Annotated in this window: 13 protein-coding genes and 1 pseudogene; 6 read left to right on the forward strand and 8 right to left on the reverse strand. The window is 69.7% G+C overall.

Translation table 11 applies throughout. The features are described 5' to 3' along the window. From ACGFU6_RS38945 to ACGFU6_RS38960, 4 genes and pseudogenes are all read right to left on the reverse strand, one after another. A pseudogene (locus ACGFU6_RS38945) lies at positions 1 to 152 on the reverse strand (ABC transporter); the annotation flags it as partial. A gap of 98 nt (positions 153 to 250) precedes the next feature. Next, the gene (locus tag ACGFU6_RS38950) at positions 251 to 1,096 is read right to left on the reverse strand and encodes a DUF4097 domain-containing protein (RefSeq protein ID WP_393617323.1); all 846 of its coding nucleotides are present in this window, start codon (positions 1,094 to 1,096) and stop codon (positions 251 to 253) included. 123 nt (positions 1,097 to 1,219) lie between these two features. Beyond that, on the reverse strand, positions 1,220 to 1,732 hold the full coding sequence (locus ACGFU6_RS38955; protein ID WP_393617325.1) for a hypothetical protein: 513 nt from the start codon (positions 1,730 to 1,732) through the stop codon (positions 1,220 to 1,222). Positions 1,733 to 2,134: 402 nt separating this feature from the next. Continuing rightward, positions 2,135 to 2,656, reverse strand: coding sequence for an AAA family ATPase (locus ACGFU6_RS38960; RefSeq protein ID WP_393617327.1), 522 nt, complete (start codon positions 2,654 to 2,656; stop codon positions 2,135 to 2,137). Positions 2,657 to 2,969: 313 nt separating this feature from the next. Here ACGFU6_RS38960 and ACGFU6_RS38965 point away from each other — a divergent pair, with 313 nt between their 5' ends. Then, a complete protein-coding gene (locus ACGFU6_RS38965) occupies positions 2,970 to 3,884 on the forward strand; it encodes a GNAT family N-acetyltransferase (RefSeq protein WP_393617329.1) in 915 nt (304 codons plus the stop codon). Between the two features lie 61 nt (positions 3,885 to 3,945). Here ACGFU6_RS38965 and ACGFU6_RS38970 read toward each other — a convergent pair whose 3' ends face one another. Continuing rightward, positions 3,946 to 5,922 (reverse strand): discoidin domain-containing protein, encoded by a 1,977-nt coding sequence (locus ACGFU6_RS38970; RefSeq protein WP_393617330.1) that lies wholly within the window; start codon positions 5,920 to 5,922, stop codon positions 3,946 to 3,948. 201 nt (positions 5,923 to 6,123) lie between these two features. Between ACGFU6_RS38970 and ACGFU6_RS38975 the strand changes: the two genes are divergently transcribed. After that, positions 6,124 to 6,825 carry a 2-phosphosulfolactate phosphatase gene (locus tag ACGFU6_RS38975; protein WP_393617332.1) on the forward strand — a complete coding sequence of 234 codons (702 nt, stop codon included), beginning with the start codon at positions 6,124 to 6,126 and terminating at the stop codon, positions 6,823 to 6,825. 65 nt (positions 6,826 to 6,890) lie between these two features. Here ACGFU6_RS38975 and ACGFU6_RS38980 read toward each other — a convergent pair whose 3' ends face one another. Continuing rightward, on the reverse strand, positions 6,891 to 7,394 hold the full coding sequence (locus ACGFU6_RS38980; protein ID WP_393617333.1) for a MarR family transcriptional regulator: 504 nt from the start codon (positions 7,392 to 7,394) through the stop codon (positions 6,891 to 6,893). Between the two features lie 157 nt (positions 7,395 to 7,551). Here ACGFU6_RS38980 and ACGFU6_RS38985 point away from each other — a divergent pair, with 157 nt between their 5' ends. From ACGFU6_RS38985 to ACGFU6_RS38995, 3 genes are all read left to right on the forward strand, one after another. Further along, positions 7,552 to 8,079 carry a GNAT family N-acetyltransferase gene (locus ACGFU6_RS38985; protein WP_393617335.1) on the forward strand — a complete coding sequence of 176 codons (528 nt, stop codon included), beginning with the start codon at positions 7,552 to 7,554 and terminating at the stop codon, positions 8,077 to 8,079. Between the two features lie 460 nt (positions 8,080 to 8,539). After that, entirely contained in the window at positions 8,540 to 9,331 is a 792-nt protein-coding gene (locus ACGFU6_RS38990) for an endonuclease/exonuclease/phosphatase family protein (RefSeq protein ID WP_393617336.1), read from the forward strand. Next, positions 9,328 to 10,911 (forward strand): alpha-amylase family glycosyl hydrolase, encoded by a 1,584-nt coding sequence (locus ACGFU6_RS38995; RefSeq protein ID WP_393617338.1) that lies wholly within the window; start codon positions 9,328 to 9,330, stop codon positions 10,909 to 10,911. Before ACGFU6_RS38990 ends, ACGFU6_RS38995 begins: the two co-directional genes overlap by 4 nt. A 98-nt stretch (positions 10,912 to 11,009) precedes the next feature. Here the strand turns inward: ACGFU6_RS38995 and ACGFU6_RS39000 are convergent, their stop codons facing one another. Continuing rightward, positions 11,010 to 12,263: a sugar ABC transporter substrate-binding protein gene (locus ACGFU6_RS39000; RefSeq protein WP_393617339.1), complete on the reverse strand. Its 1,254-nt coding sequence runs from the start codon at positions 12,261 to 12,263 to the stop codon at positions 11,010 to 11,012. A 382-nt stretch (positions 12,264 to 12,645) separates the two neighbouring features. Then, a complete protein-coding gene (locus ACGFU6_RS39005) occupies positions 12,646 to 12,978 on the reverse strand; it encodes a DUF1254 domain-containing protein (RefSeq protein ID WP_393617340.1) in 333 nt (110 codons plus the stop codon). Between the two features lie 279 nt (positions 12,979 to 13,257). Between ACGFU6_RS39005 and ACGFU6_RS39010 the strand changes: the two genes are divergently transcribed. Beyond that, a partial coding sequence (locus ACGFU6_RS39010; RefSeq protein WP_393617341.1) for a transposase occupies positions 13,258 to 13,563 on the forward strand: 306 nt, incomplete at its 3' end.

A 13,563-nucleotide genomic window follows, 5' to 3' on the forward strand; every position in this document is an offset into this window, starting at 1 on the left:
AACGCGAAGACCGTCCCCGCCGGAACCACCAGATCGATCCCGTCCAGGACCACCTTGTCCCCGTACGACTTGCACAACCCACGCGCCTCAATGGCGGCGGGCAGATCCTGGCCGCGGCGGCGTTTGGGCGTGGGCATGACAGGTGAAGGCATGAGGCTCTCCTTGGAGGAGTGAGGTGACCGGCGAGTTGACGGGCGGAGAAAGCGGGGGAGGGGGGAGCGGGGTGGCGGGGAGCTGGCGGGTCCGACGCTCAGGCCTTGGCGCGGAGCACGTCGATGTTGCCGATGCGGGTCCGTGCGCGGACCTCGACGGTGTCCTCGGCCTTCCCCGGCGCCTCGGACGAGGTGAGCGTGTTGCGCACCTGCCCGGATCCGGAACTGGCGTCGAGCCAGGCGGCCGTGCCCTCGCGGATGCCGACCTCGATGGCGCCGTAGGAGGTCTCCAGATGCACGGTGCCCCGGGCGACATCAGCGACACGCAGGGTGCCGTGGGCGGTGGTGGCGGCGACGGAGGCCTCGGCGCGGGCGATGTCGACGTCGCCATGGGCGGCCCGTACTCGCAGGTCGCCGGTCGCGGCGCCGACCGTTGTGGTGCCGTGCGAGTTCTTCAGGACGCCGGGCCCGTCGATGAGGCCGACGCGCAGGCTGCCGGAACTGGTGGTGATCTCGGCTGTGCCCTCGACCCGGTCGACGGTGATCGAGCCGTGCGAAGCGGTCAGCCGGAGCGGGCCGGTCGTGTCCAGGCGGACGTCACCGGACGAGGTCTTCACGCGGACCTCGCCGAGTCGTCCCTCGCCGAGCACCTGGAGCCAGGCACCGGTGAGTTCGACGCCCGAGCCGGTGGGCAACTCGACCGTGACATCGACGGTGCCGGTGCGCCCGACGAGGTAACGCGGCTTCGGGGTCCTGATGGCCAGGACGCCACTCGTGTACGTCACCTCGGTCTGGTCGGCTGCCCTCGTGTCCTGGTCCTTCTGCGGGTCGCGTGGCCGTACCTCGACGACCGTGTCGAGGCGGTCGGTCGCGGCGAACTGGATGGAACCGGCGTACACATGGGCGTCGACCGAGATCGGTTCGGGCGTGTCGAAAGAAGGCATGGCTGTCCCGTCCTCTTGGCTCGTCTTGGGTGTTCGTGGCATCCCCGCAGGCGGGGCGTGGTGTCGGTGCGCCGAGAGTGCGTGCGTGGCGCCGCGCGGCAGACGGCAGTTCGGCGACAGGCCCTAGCGCACCCAGCCCGTGAAGCTCTGGCTGACGGACCTCGTTTTCCCCGGGGTACGCGGGGCGCCGGCTCCGGCCGTGTCGACCGCGCCGGACACGACACGTACGAGCCACGCGTTGACCGACAGGCCCTCACTGCCCGCCGCTTCCTCGGCCCGGGTCTTGAGGTGGGCGGGCAGGCGCAGGTTGACGCGGGCGGTGCCGCCCTCGTCCGTGTCCGCTGCGGCCGGGGCGGGGGCCGGTGCATCGAGCGGCTCGGTCGACTCGGCGCGCTGCGGCAGCACCACCACGAAGTCGGGGTCGAGGCCGCGAAGCCGTACGTCGACCGAGCCGGGGGCGAGTTCGCGGGTGATCTCGTCCATGGCGGCGGACAGCACATTGAGCAGGGTCAGACGCGTGGCCGATTCCAGCGGCGCGGTCAGCCGCTCGGCCAGTTCGCGTGCTTCGTCACCTCCGGCTTCGGCGGCCACCGCCAGTTCCCTGTGGAGTGTTTCGACATACGGCGTCAGGTCCATGACTCCACTATGGCGCCAATGTGGCGCCATAGGCAAGCAGGTAGGCGCCGCGTATGAGGTGGGGTGGAGTGCTGGCTATCGCCTCGGCAGGTATCTGTGCAGCTCAGGGCCTATATGGGTAAGTGCGGGTCACGATGGCGCCTGGTGGTGTCACCCGTTCATCGTTAGCCGTACGCTCGGCCTCGATGCGAAGTGTCGTCCTGATCCACGGCCCTGTCCGCGAGGTTCCCCGCCGGATGCCGGATGCCAACCAGCACGGAGCCCAGTCGGCCGAGACCGACGAACGGGGCCGGTGCCCGGTGGCGTGGAGCGGACGATGTGGCAGCAGGGGTGGCCGGTCCACTGGCGTCGACAGAGGGATCTGCCGAGCGGACCCCACCCCTGCTGCGGTCCGCTACCGCCTCAGCCGTTGACGGCCTCCGCGATCCGCTGGGCGGCCTGGGCGGGCGTGAGCCGCGTGGTGTCGACGACCTCGGCCTCGCCGTGGAGCCATGTGCGGGCCGCCTCGGCATAGGGCTCGAGGTACTTGAGGCGGAAGGGGGAGGGGCCGAGCAGGGTGTCGCCCTCGATGCGGCCGCGAAGGGTTTCCTGATCGGCGTGGAGGACGAAGTGCCGCACCGGAATGCCGTGGTCGGCGAGACCCGTGCTGATCTCGCGCCAGTACGACTCGACCAGGACGGTCATGGGCATCACCAGGGTGCCGCCGGCGTAGTCGAGCACTCGGCGGGCGGTCTCGACCACGAGCGGCCGCCACGGTGGCCAATGCTGGAAGTTGTCCGTCTCGGGGAGTCGCGGCGTGATGTCCATGAGCGTCTCGCCGACCTTCTCGGCGTCGAACACCCGTGAATCCGGGATCAGCCGCTGTACGAGTGCGCTGGTCGTCGTCTTGCCCGCGCCGTGGGTTCCGTTGAGCCATACGATCATGGGATCCGATGCTAAGGGCTATGCCGTAATCCCTGGCGGGCGCACGACGACAGCTACGGCGCCTCTCCCCCGTAGCCTCAACGGCGCGGGGGACCGCCTCCGTTGTCGAAAGGCCCGAATACATCCAGTATGCGGAGATCCTCCGCCTTGCGATGCACCGCATCTGACGCCGTGCGCTGATCCACCAGGGACTACGGGACAGCCCGCAGGGGCTGCACGGCCCGTGGTCGCGGCCGGCAGGACGGCGAGGGGCCTCGGCCACTCCACGCGGGATCCGGGCCGGCCGGTCCGGACGCTTCTGGCAACATGAAGCATGCGCCCGGACGGCTGGCACCTCACCGAGGACCTCGACGACTTCCTTGCCCGTGCCGGAGACTTCCTGCGCTCCCGTCCCGCTCTCCACAACACGCAGTTGACGGTGATCGAGGAACTGCGTACCCGTGAACGACGTACCCGCGAACCGGGTCCCCGCAGGGCCGGCGGCTACGGAGCCGATGGCACGGTCTTCGGCCTGTTCGAGGCAGCGGGCGAGGTGCGTGCGGCGTGTTATCGCCCGCCGTCCCAGCGGCTGACGCTCACGCCCCTCCTCCCTGAGCAGGCCGACAGCCTCGCCGCTCAGCTGGTCGCCGTCGGGCAGTCGCTCACCGGTGTGCTCGCGGACCTCGACACCGTCACGGCGTTCGCCGGCGCGTGGCAGCGGCGTACCGGCGCAGAGTCGGTGCCCGGCTGGCGGGCCTGTCTCCACCGGCTCGGCACGCTGACCCCGCCCGAGCCACCCCCGCAGGGCCGGGGGCGGCTCGTCGGCGCGCATGACCGTGATCAACTCATCCGTCTGTGCGCCGAGTTCGCCGCCAGTGTGGGAGAAGTCCTCGTCGTGGACGCCGGATCCTGGGCGGGCTCGCGCTTCGCCGGCAGACGCTTCACGTTCTGGGAGACCCCGGACGGTGCCCCCGTCTCCATGGCAGCCGTCACCTCGATGATGGCCGGCATGATCCGGGTGGACCCGGTCTACACCCCGGCCCATCTGAGGGGCCGGGGCTACGCGGGTGCCCTGACAGCCGAGGTGAGCAGGGCGGCGTTGGCCGAGGGCGCGACAGACGTCGTCCTGTTCGCGGACCCGGCCAACCCCACCAGCACCGCCCTCTACCGGCGCATCGGATACGTCCCGGTCGCCGACTTCGCCGCTTACGCCTTCTCCCGTGACGCGGAGCGGACAGCGGCCGGTTGAGGACCGCGCTGGGCGCACTGGATGCGCTGGGTGCCGTACTCCGGGCCCTGCTGACGGTGGCTCAGGCCGAGTAGACCTTGAATCCGGAGATCTGGGCGGCAGGCCAGCCGGTGTTGGCGCTGAAGGTCAGCCGTACGTACCGGACGGGGGAGGCCGACGGCAGGGTGAGGGTGGCGGTGTTGCCGTGCGCCGGGTCGAATCCGTGGCCCGCCGACGCGAGCAGCTGACCGGAGACGCCGCTGTCGATGCCGCCCTGGACCGAGATCGTCTGGGTGCGGGCGCCCCAGGCGCTGGACGGCGGCAGGGTGAGCACGATCCGCCGGACGGTGGTCGCCGCGCCGAGATCGACCTGGATCCACTGGGGGAATGCGCCGTTCGTGGACTCCCAGTAGCTGTTCGGGTCATCGTCCACCGCGTTGCCGGAGCCGTAGCCCTGTGTGTGGCCGCTCTCCGTGGTCGGCCGGCGCAGGGCGAGGTCGGTGGCGCTGTCGGCCGTTCCGGTCGTGGCGGTGACCTGATTCGACGGGAGCGAGACGCCGCCGGCCGCGTCGAGCGCGACCACGTGGAAGACGTAGTCCGTGGCCGGGGCGAGGCCGGTGACGCTGAACGACGTGCCGGTCGCGGTGCCCACCTGGGTGCTCGTCCGGCCGTTCACCCGCAGCACGCGGTAGCCGGTGACACCGACGTTGTCCGTCGACGCGTCCCAGGCCAGTGATACCGAGTTGCTGGTGCGGTCGGTGACCCGCAGCTTCGTCGGGGCGGTGGGAGCGGTGGTGTCGGCTCCGCCTTGGACCTTCGCAGGGGTGGGGCGGACGGCGGTGAGGCCGATCTCGCCCTTGAGCATCCGGCCGCCGTCGCCGGTCAGTCTCAGGTAGTAGTCGGAGGAGCAGGCGGTGCCGTCCTCGTCCAATGCCAGGAATCCCGATCCCGTCGGCACCGAGGCCTGGGTCTCGGCGGTCTTCGCGATCTGGTTGCCCTCGTTGTACTCGTCGAACATCGAGATGTAGATGCCCTGCACTCCGGCCCGGCACATGTTGTAGAACTGCCGCCACATGAAGTCGCCGTGCGCGCGCTGGCGCCCTGACACGTCGCCGGGCAGCACGCACGGCTGGTAGTCGATGCCGTGCGCGGTGCAGTCCGCCTCGTCGCCGACCGTGTAGGTGGAGTAGGCGTTGTCGGAGTCTCCCGCGTTACCGATCGCGCCGACCATCCAGGGGGAGATCATGTGGAAGGCGTGGTAGACGTCCGCGTACCCGGTGCGCGTTCCCGCGCCGCCCGTACGCCATTCGCGCGGTACCCCGCCGATGACGTAACAGCCCTGCTCCTTGAACCAGTTGATGACGTCCAGGCAGGCCTCGGTGGAGAACGGGTGGTTCTCGTCGTTGAAGCCGAAGCCCCAGATGCATACCACCGGCTTCCCGTTCTGGGTGGCGTACCGGGGTGAGGCCGTGTGCGCCTTCATCTTGTCCGTCCAGTCGGCCTTGATCTCCGACCGCATGCCGGTCCAGCCGGTGACGTCGTACATCACGTAGAAGTTCACGTCGTGCGACTCGGCTGCGGACCGCACCTTGACGGCCATCGCGTCTCGGGTCGGACCCTCGCCGCCGGTCGGGTTGAAGCGCTGCAGGGCGGCCGTGTCGATGCCGTACTGCCGCATCCACAGGAAGTGGGTGTCGACGGTCTGCTGGTCGTAGGAGGAGAACAGCGCCGCGGGCTGCCCGTTGCCGAGGTTGTCGTAGGCCGTGGGGTAGCTGTGCGCGTACTCCCGCATGTCGGGCCAGCACTTGGTGCCGGTGTTCGACGGGGACGGCGGCCGGCCCCAGTCCTGGGTCCAGTGCCACCAGCCGTTGATCGGGGCGCCGTCCCCGGTGCAGGCGAACCATCCCTGATAGCCGACGGTGACCTTCCCCACCACATCGCCGGGCGGACTGCCCGCGGCAACCGCGGCCCCGGCCAGGGCGGTCTGTGTGCCCCCTGCCGCACCCACGGCCGTGACCGCGATCACCGCTTGCATGAATGTCCGGCGCGTGACGCCCATCAGGAGACTCCTCGACTAGGTCAACTCCAGTAATCCCAGGGATAGTTGGGATACCGGTGGGTCAGGGTTCCGTTTCGGGGATCGTAACGACGAGGTTACGCATCGGCAATAGTGAGAGCGCATTGCGAAAATATTGACGGAGATGACGCAAAAAATGTTCCTTGCTTGTGGGTGAGTGTGAGTATGCGCGATCATGACCGGATGGACGCACGATTCATCGGGATCGCAGAGGTGGCCGAAGCTCCGTCCGTGGCGGTCGTGGTGGACGTCATGCGTGCCTTCACGGTGGCTGCCTGGGCCTTCGCACGAGGGGCTGAGAAGATCGTCCTCGCCGAATCGCTGGATGAGGCATTGGCGCTCAAGGCGTGCCATCCGGACTGGGTGACGCTCAAGGACGGTGCGACGGCTCCCGGGTTCGACATGGTCAACTCACCGGGCCTGCTGAGGTCTGCCGATCTCGTTGGGCGGACAGTTGTGCAGAAGACCACGGCGGGCACGGTCGGCGCGCTCGCGGTCAAGGAGGCCTCGCTGGTGCTGTGCGCCGGCTTCGTGGTGGCGGAGGCGACGGCGCGTCTTCTGCGGGCCCGCGGGTGTGCCGGTGTCACCTTCGTGGTCACTGGTGAGGAGGGACGCGCCGAGGAAGACCTGGCCTGCGCCCAGTACATCGCCCGGAGGGTCACCGGAGCCGCGACGGAGGCCGCTGACTACCTCGGCCGCGCCGGTGAGTCACGAGCCGCCGCCGAGCTGGCGACGGGGGCGCGTCAGGGGGCCCATCCCGATGACGTCGCGCTCTGCCTGGAGCTCGACCGGTTCCCCTTCGCCATGGTGGCGACTTGGCAGGACTCGCTCATGGCCCTCCGCCCGTGCGCCGTGCCTCAGCAGGGCGCCGGACGCCCGGTCTGACGGAGGCGGTGCTCCGTGCGCGTGCTCCGGGCCGCGCCGGGCAAGCGCGGCACGAGATAGCGACATCAGAACGGAATACCGGAAGTCCCGTCGCCCTCGACATTGGCCACCATCTTGCGCAGTACCTTGAGCGCGGCCACGTACTCCTCGTCGCTGATGCCCTGGTGAACTTCGGTGCGTACCTCGGTCGCCAGCGCACGGAGCCGCGCTCTGGCGGCCTCCCCGGCGTCCGTGAGGTGCAGGCGCTGCCCGTCATCGATCCGGAGCCATTGGCGGCAGAGCGACTGGTCGACGGCCCTGGCGATCTCGTGCGGTCCGTCGGCAAGGTGCGTCAGCTGATCAACGACCTCCTCACGGTTCGGCGCCGTGGGGCCGCCGTTCACGCGGTTGAGTACCCAGTACTGCGGCTGCGTGGCGTCGATCTTGGCCATGGCGTCCCGCAGCCGCCGGGTGACGGTCGTATGGGCCAGCCCGCTCCAGTAGCCGACCGGCTGAGTGGCCAGCATGTCATCGGTCGCGGCCGGGTTCGCCGGCGCCTGGTCAGTGGTGGTTCCGATCGGCGATTCCATGATCGCGACGCTACATTCCGCCCGGCGCGATGAACCATCGGTATGCGCCATTTCCTGTGGCTCGGAGCTCGGTGCTCGGTGCTCGGTGCTCGGCGCTCGGCGTGATGTCGCGCGGAATCCGATGGTGCGGCACAGCTCCGGCGTCAAGAATCACCAGATGCGTGAAGTGAAGCTGTCCGACGGGATCATCGCTCTGTCCCCCCTGCGACTGGACGATGCGGATGCGCACCTCGCGGGGGAGGACGAGCCACTCGTTCGTTGGCTCAACGGTGGTCCCGGCACGCGGGAGGGCGTCGAAGCGTACTTCCGGCACTGCCGGGAGCAGTGGGACACCGCCGGGCCACTCCGCGCGTTCGGCATCCGGATGGGCGCCGACGAGGTGCTCGCGGGCACGATCGATCTTCGGTTCGAAGGAGAAGGCCTGGCGCCCGGCCAGGTGAATGTGGCCTATGGCCTCTACCCGTCCTGGCGGGGGCGTGGCCTGGCCACTCGGGCGGTCCTCCTGGTGTCCCAGTACGCGGCGAGTGAGGGCGGGGCGGAGGCGGTCATCCAGGTCGAGCCGGAGAATCCCGCATCTGCCGCAGTCGCTCAGCGGGCAGGGTTCACCCCCAGCACGCCCACGCACGGCAAGGACGGCACACGCTTCGACTGGTACATCCGGGACCTGCACGCCGCCGCCCGATGACACCGACCAGTTACGGGGCAGCCCGCAGGCCGCTTCACGCCTCGATCGGACCGCGTTCCGAGAGGTCGAGCCTCTTTGTGCCGCCGCAGGAATCGGGCAGTGTCCGCCCAGCGCTTCATCCGCCCGTTCCGGAGTCGAAGCCGGACCCGCCCGGCGGAATCAATCACCGGAGCGGTTGCCGAGTGCTTTATGGCTGTCTGACCGGCGTGCTGTACGTGGACACGGCCGTCCAGCGTGCCGAGCACCTCGATCTGCTTGCTGGGCCGCACCGGCTTCCATTCTGGTCGCGACCTGGTTTCCCGCCCGGTCTTGCCACATCACGGGCGGTGCAGATACCGTTTTCCTGATCATGTAAGCGCATACAGAGAGCGGCGAAGCCGCCCGCCGCACAGCACGGACGCGGCACGGGCACAGCACGGAAGGCAGCACAGTGACGGACACCGGACACGGACTGCGGGTCATGACGTTCAACCTGCAGGTCGACTGGGACGGTGCTCCGCACCCCTGGTCCCGGCGACGCGGTGCGGCCGTGGAACTGCTGCGCCGGGAGCGGCCCCACCTGGTCGGCACGCAGGAGGGACTCCACGCTCAGGTGAAGGACCTGGAAGCCGGACTGGGACCCGACTACGGCTGGACCGGTCAGGGGCGCGAAGGTGGCGCCCGCGGCGAGTACATGGCCGTGTTCCACGACCGGCGACGGCTGGAACCCCTCGCCCACGGACACTTCTGGCTCTCCGACACCCCGAAGGTCGTCGGCTCCAACACCTGGGGCGGCGGCTGCCCCCGCATGGTCACCTGGGTCCGCTTCCGCGACCGGGTCGCGGGCGGCGAACTGTGCGTCGCCAACACCCACTTCGACCACCTCGCCGAAGACGCCCGCAGGCGCTCCGCCCGGCTGCTCACCACGTGGCTGTCCGGCCGGCCCGCGAACGTCCCCCTCCTGGTCACCGGCGACTTCAACGCACCGGCGGAACGCGGCGTCGCGTACGACACCCTGCTCTCCGGGGCGGACCTGCTCGACACCTGGGGCGCCGCCGAGGAGCGCGGGGAGGCCCGCGGCACGTTCCATGACAACGGGCCATCCGCCCCGGACGGCGACCGGATCGACTGGATCCTGGCCTCGCGCGGCACCCGCGTCCGTTCGGCGAGCGTCAACACCTACGCCGAAAACGGCCGTTGCCCCAGTGATCACTTCCCCGTCCAAGCGCTCGTGCACCTCGCGCGGGCAGTCCCGGAGGTTCCCGCCCCATGACCTCGCCCCGCCCCGCCCTCGAGTGGCTGGCCGACGCCGTCCTCTACCAGATCTACCCGCAGAGCTTCGCCGACTCCGACGGCGACGGCATCGGCGACTTCGCCGGAATCGAGGCAAGGCTCGACCATCTCACCTGGCTGGGCGTCAACACCGTCTGGTTCAACCCGTGTTTCGCGTCGCCGTTCGACGACGCGGGGTACGACGTCAGCGACTACTTCTCGGTTGCCCCGCGCTACGGCACCAACGACGACCTCGCCAGGCTGGTCGACGCGGCCGGCCGGCGCGGCATCCGGGTGCTCCTCGACCTGGTGGCCGGACACACCTCGGACCGGCACCCCTGGTTCACCGCCTCGGCGGACGATTCCGGTGACCATCGATACATCTGGGCCGGCCCGGACCGGCGGCCGGAGGGGTTCGTCGCATCCCCGGGCACCCGCCCCGGCTTCTACCTGCCGAACTTCTTCGAGTCGCAGCCCGCCCTCAACTTCGGCTACGCACGCACGGACCCGGCCGAGCCCTGGCGGCAGTCCGTGGACGCCGAGGGCCCGCGCGCCAACCGGGAGGCCCTGTACGAGATCATGGGCCACTGGCTGTCGCTGGGCCTCTCCGGCTTCCGCGTGGACATGGCCGCCTCGCTCGTCAAGGACGACCCGGGCCACGCCGAGACGGTCAAGCTCTGGCGCGAGCTGCGCGCCCGCCTCGACGCCGAGCACCCCCACGCGGCGCTGCTGTCGGAGTGGGGCGACCCGGCGGTCTCCGTACCGGCCGGATTCCACGCGGACTTCTTCCTGCAGTTCGGAGCCGAGAACGACGGCCTGCTGCTGCGCTCCCTGTGGAACAACTTCGAGGGCACCGTCAGCGAACAGTGGGAGCCGCGCGCTCCCTACTTCGACGCCGGGGGGCGGGGTTCCCCGCAGACCTTCCTGGACGGCTGGCGCCGGGCGACGGAGATCATCGGTGATGCCGGACTCGTCTCCCTGCCGACCGCCAACCACGACTTCTCCCGGCTCGCCTGCGGGCCGCGTACCGCCGAACAGCTCCCGGCCGCATTCGCGTTCCAGCTCACCTGGCCGACGCTGCCGGCGATCTACTACGGTGACGAGATCGGCATGCGGTACGTACCGGGGCTGCCCGAGCGCGAGGGCAGCCGGCTCGGCCCCCGCTACAACCGGGCCGGCTCCCGCACCCCCATGCAGTGGGACGACTCGCCCAACGCGGGCTTCTCCACCGCCCCCGCCGAAGCTCTCTACCTGCCCGTCGACCCCGACCCGGACCGCCCCACCGTCGCCGGGCAGCGCGCCGACACCGGATCGCTGCTGCACCTGGTCCGGCGCCTCATCGCGCTGCGCAAGGAGACCCCGGAGCTCGGCACGGCGGGGAGCACGGAGGTCCTGCACGCCGGCTACCCGCTGGTCCACGTGCGCGGCGGCCGCTACCTGGTGGTGATCAACCCCCGCAGCGAACCTGCCGAGACGACCGCTCCGGCAGACACCGCGACCCCGGTGGAGGCCATGGGAGTCACGGTGCGCGGCGGCCGCATCCACGCGGACGGTTTCGGATACGGCATCTTCCGGCTCTGACGACCTGCCCGGACATGTGAACCGGGCATACGAACCGGACACGTAAACCAGGCACATGGACCGGACACGTGAACCTGGCGCATGTGTCGTTGTCGTGCTCAGTCCACCAGGCCCTCAGTGTCCTTCTGGAGCTTCGCGGCCGTCTCGGCAGGGTCTGCCCCCGCCGAGACCTTCTCCAGTGCGCTGTCCATCTGTGCGGCGAACTCCTCCCACTTCGAAAGCGGCGGGATGTCCTTCGCGGTGGCGAGCGACTCCTTGAAGACGGCCAGCGAGTCACCGCCGTTCTTCAGGGCGGGCAGGTCCCAGGCGGCCTTGCTGGCGGGGAGCGCCTTGGAGGTCTCGTACCAGTGGGCCTGCATCGCGGGCGTGGTCAGGAACTTGGTGAACTCCTGGGCCGCCGCCTTGTGTCCGCTGTCCTTGAAGGTCACCAGCGAGGCGCCGCCCACCCAGGAGCTGGAGCTCTCGCCGGCCGGGACCGGCGCGACCTTCCACTTGCCCTTCAGCTGGGGCTGCTGCTCCGCGAGGTTCTGCACGATCCAGGGGCCGGACACGAACATCGGCATCCGGTCGGCGGCGAAGTCCTTCACGACGTCCTGGCCGGGCACGAAGTTCTTCTTGGCGAGCCCCGCGTCGAAGTAGTGCTGGAACTCGGTCAGTGCCTTCACCGACTCGGGGGAGTCCAGGGCGGGTTTGCCGTCCTTGCCGAGCAGCGAACCGCCGGCGGAGAAGAGGAAGGGGGCCCAGCCCTGCCAGGCGCCGGCGCCGCCGGGCTGGAGGGACAGCCCCCAGTCGGTCCCGGCCTTGTTCTTGTACGCGGCGGCGAGGGCCCGCATGTCCTTCCAGGTGGCAGGCGCCTTGTCGATGCCCGCCTTCTCGGCGAGGTCGGTGCGGTAGTAGAGGGCCCGCGTGTCGGCGTACCAGGGGACGCCGTAGGCGGTGCCGTCCACCACATTGCCCTTCCAGGTGGCGGGGAAGAAGTCGTTCTCGTCGAAGACCTTGGTGTCCACCGGCTCAAGCGAGCCGAGTTCGATGAACTCGCCCATCATCGTGGAGCCCATCTGGGCCATGTCCGGCAGCGTCCCGGCCGCAGCGGCGGACAGCAGTTTCTGGTGTACGACGTCCCAGCCGACGGGCGTCACCTTGACGGTGATGTTGGGGTGCTTCGCGGTGAACTCCTTGGCGACCGTCTGGATCCGGTTGCCCTCCTCGCCCATGGCCCACACGGTGAGGGTCTGCTTCGCGTCGGCCTTCGCCTGATCGGAACCGCTGCCTCCGCAGCCGGTCAGAGCGAGCGTCGTCACCAGCGTGGCAGCGGTGACGGCGGACCGGACGGTCCTGGCGGTGCGGGTCATGCGGCTCCTCCGACACATCATGTATGCGCATTCCGTAAGCGCATACATGACTGTGCGGCACGTCCCGGAGTGACTCAAGAGGTGTACGGATAACGCTTTGGCAAACCCCCGGACAGGCCGCCCGCCATGGCGGAGCGACGGATTCCGGTGGATTCCGGTGTTCAGGGAACCGTCCGGATCCCGGGTCAGGCCTTGGTTGGACCTGCCGTCGTAGCCGTCGGGTGGGCGCATGCTGATGCGCTCGGCGCCGGCCGTCCTGCGGCGCGGTCCCCGGCGGTGTCTTCCTTGAACAGCCGGGGCCCCACCAAGTCGGTGCGGGTGTCGAGGGGGAAGGCCTCGCCGGTCTCCGGCAGCACTTCACCGGGCCGGTCCTGAGGGGTGATCAGGCAGTGGCCGGGCTTGCCGGCGTACGGGAGCCGGGGCGTTCGAACGCCTCCGTGTGCTGGTCGACGAGCTGGGCCGCCCAGAGGCGGTCCTCCAGGTCCGGGACCTGGAGGACCGAGGGGCCGGCGTGGGCGTCCAGCATGCCGAAGCCGTATCCGACGTCCTGTTTGGGGCAGACGACGATGCGCTGCTGCGGGAGCACGTAGTCGCGGAGCGGGCCGATCGTTGCGGGCGGACCGGCGGACCGGCGGACCGGCGGACCGGCGGACCGGCGGACCGGCGGGCAGTCCGGGGGACGCGAATTGTCGTCGCGGGCCGACGCGATGGGCAACCTGCCGAGGTGCTCGGCAGCGAAGGCGTGATCCGCTGACCCCTGCCGCTGGAAGCGAGCGATGTCACCAGCGGATACCGCAGGCCCCCGGTGCAGTTCAGGGGGCCCCGTGGGTCGCAAGCTTCAGCCCGGTGGGCTAGCTTGATCTTTAACCACGGAGACCGAACGAGTCCTCGTACTTGATCACTCGGATTGGTAACTGCCTTACGTGCAGGCGGCCTTCGGCTGAGCATGTGATCCGACCAAGGAACACACAAGCTCAGCACGAAGGCCGTGGGGATGAGTCTGTCGCATCATGTTGTCCGGCAGGATCTGTTGGCGGGACTGTCACGCTTCCGGGGTGAGTTCTATTCCTGTCTGACCAGGCGGGCGGATGCGCTGTTCGAACTCGCGGACGCGGTGTTGTGCGCGGATGGTCCGGTCCGGTCGCTGGTGGAACTGTCGCTGGTCGGTGAACACCGTCGTGGGCACGGCGGGCTCTACGATGCCTTGTCCGCAGGCCGGGTCGATGTGGCCCGGCTGCGGCGGGCCCTGGCGGCGGTGCCGCTGCCGCGGGCGGTGGACGGCCGGCTGGTGCTGGCCGCC

Origin of the sequence: Streptomyces sp. NPDC048462 (assembly GCF_043200175.1) — a bacterium.
Lineage (GTDB): Bacteria > Actinomycetota > Actinomycetes > Streptomycetales > Streptomycetaceae > Streptomyces.

Excerpts from the sequence above, each read along its gene's own strand:
- ACGFU6_RS38950 (WP_393617323.1), bottom strand. The coding sequence starts at position 1,096 with ATGCCTTCTTTCGACACGCCCGAACCGATCTCGGTCGACGCCCATGTG.
- ACGFU6_RS38955 (WP_393617325.1), bottom strand. The coding sequence starts at position 1,732 with ATGGACCTGACGCCGTATGTCGAAACACTCCACAGGGAACTGGCGGTG.
- ACGFU6_RS38960 (WP_393617327.1), bottom strand. The coding sequence starts at position 2,656 with ATGATCGTATGGCTCAACGGAACCCACGGCGCGGGCAAGACGACGACC.
- ACGFU6_RS38965 (WP_393617329.1), top strand. The coding sequence starts at position 2,970 with ATGCGCCCGGACGGCTGGCACCTCACCGAGGACCTCGACGACTTCCTT.
- ACGFU6_RS38970 (WP_393617330.1), bottom strand. The coding sequence starts at position 5,922 with ATGGGCGTCACGCGCCGGACATTCATGCAAGCGGTGATCGCGGTCACG.
- ACGFU6_RS38975 (WP_393617332.1), top strand. The coding sequence starts at position 6,124 with ATGGACGCACGATTCATCGGGATCGCAGAGGTGGCCGAAGCTCCGTCC.
- ACGFU6_RS38980 (WP_393617333.1), bottom strand. The coding sequence starts at position 7,394 with ATGGAATCGCCGATCGGAACCACCACTGACCAGGCGCCGGCGAACCCG.
- ACGFU6_RS38985 (WP_393617335.1), top strand. The coding sequence starts at position 7,552 with ATGCGTGAAGTGAAGCTGTCCGACGGGATCATCGCTCTGTCCCCCCTG.
- ACGFU6_RS38990 (WP_393617336.1), top strand. The coding sequence starts at position 8,540 with ATGACGTTCAACCTGCAGGTCGACTGGGACGGTGCTCCGCACCCCTGG.
- ACGFU6_RS38995 (WP_393617338.1), top strand. The coding sequence starts at position 9,328 with ATGACCTCGCCCCGCCCCGCCCTCGAGTGGCTGGCCGACGCCGTCCTC.
- ACGFU6_RS39000 (WP_393617339.1), bottom strand. The coding sequence starts at position 12,263 with ATGACCCGCACCGCCAGGACCGTCCGGTCCGCCGTCACCGCTGCCACG.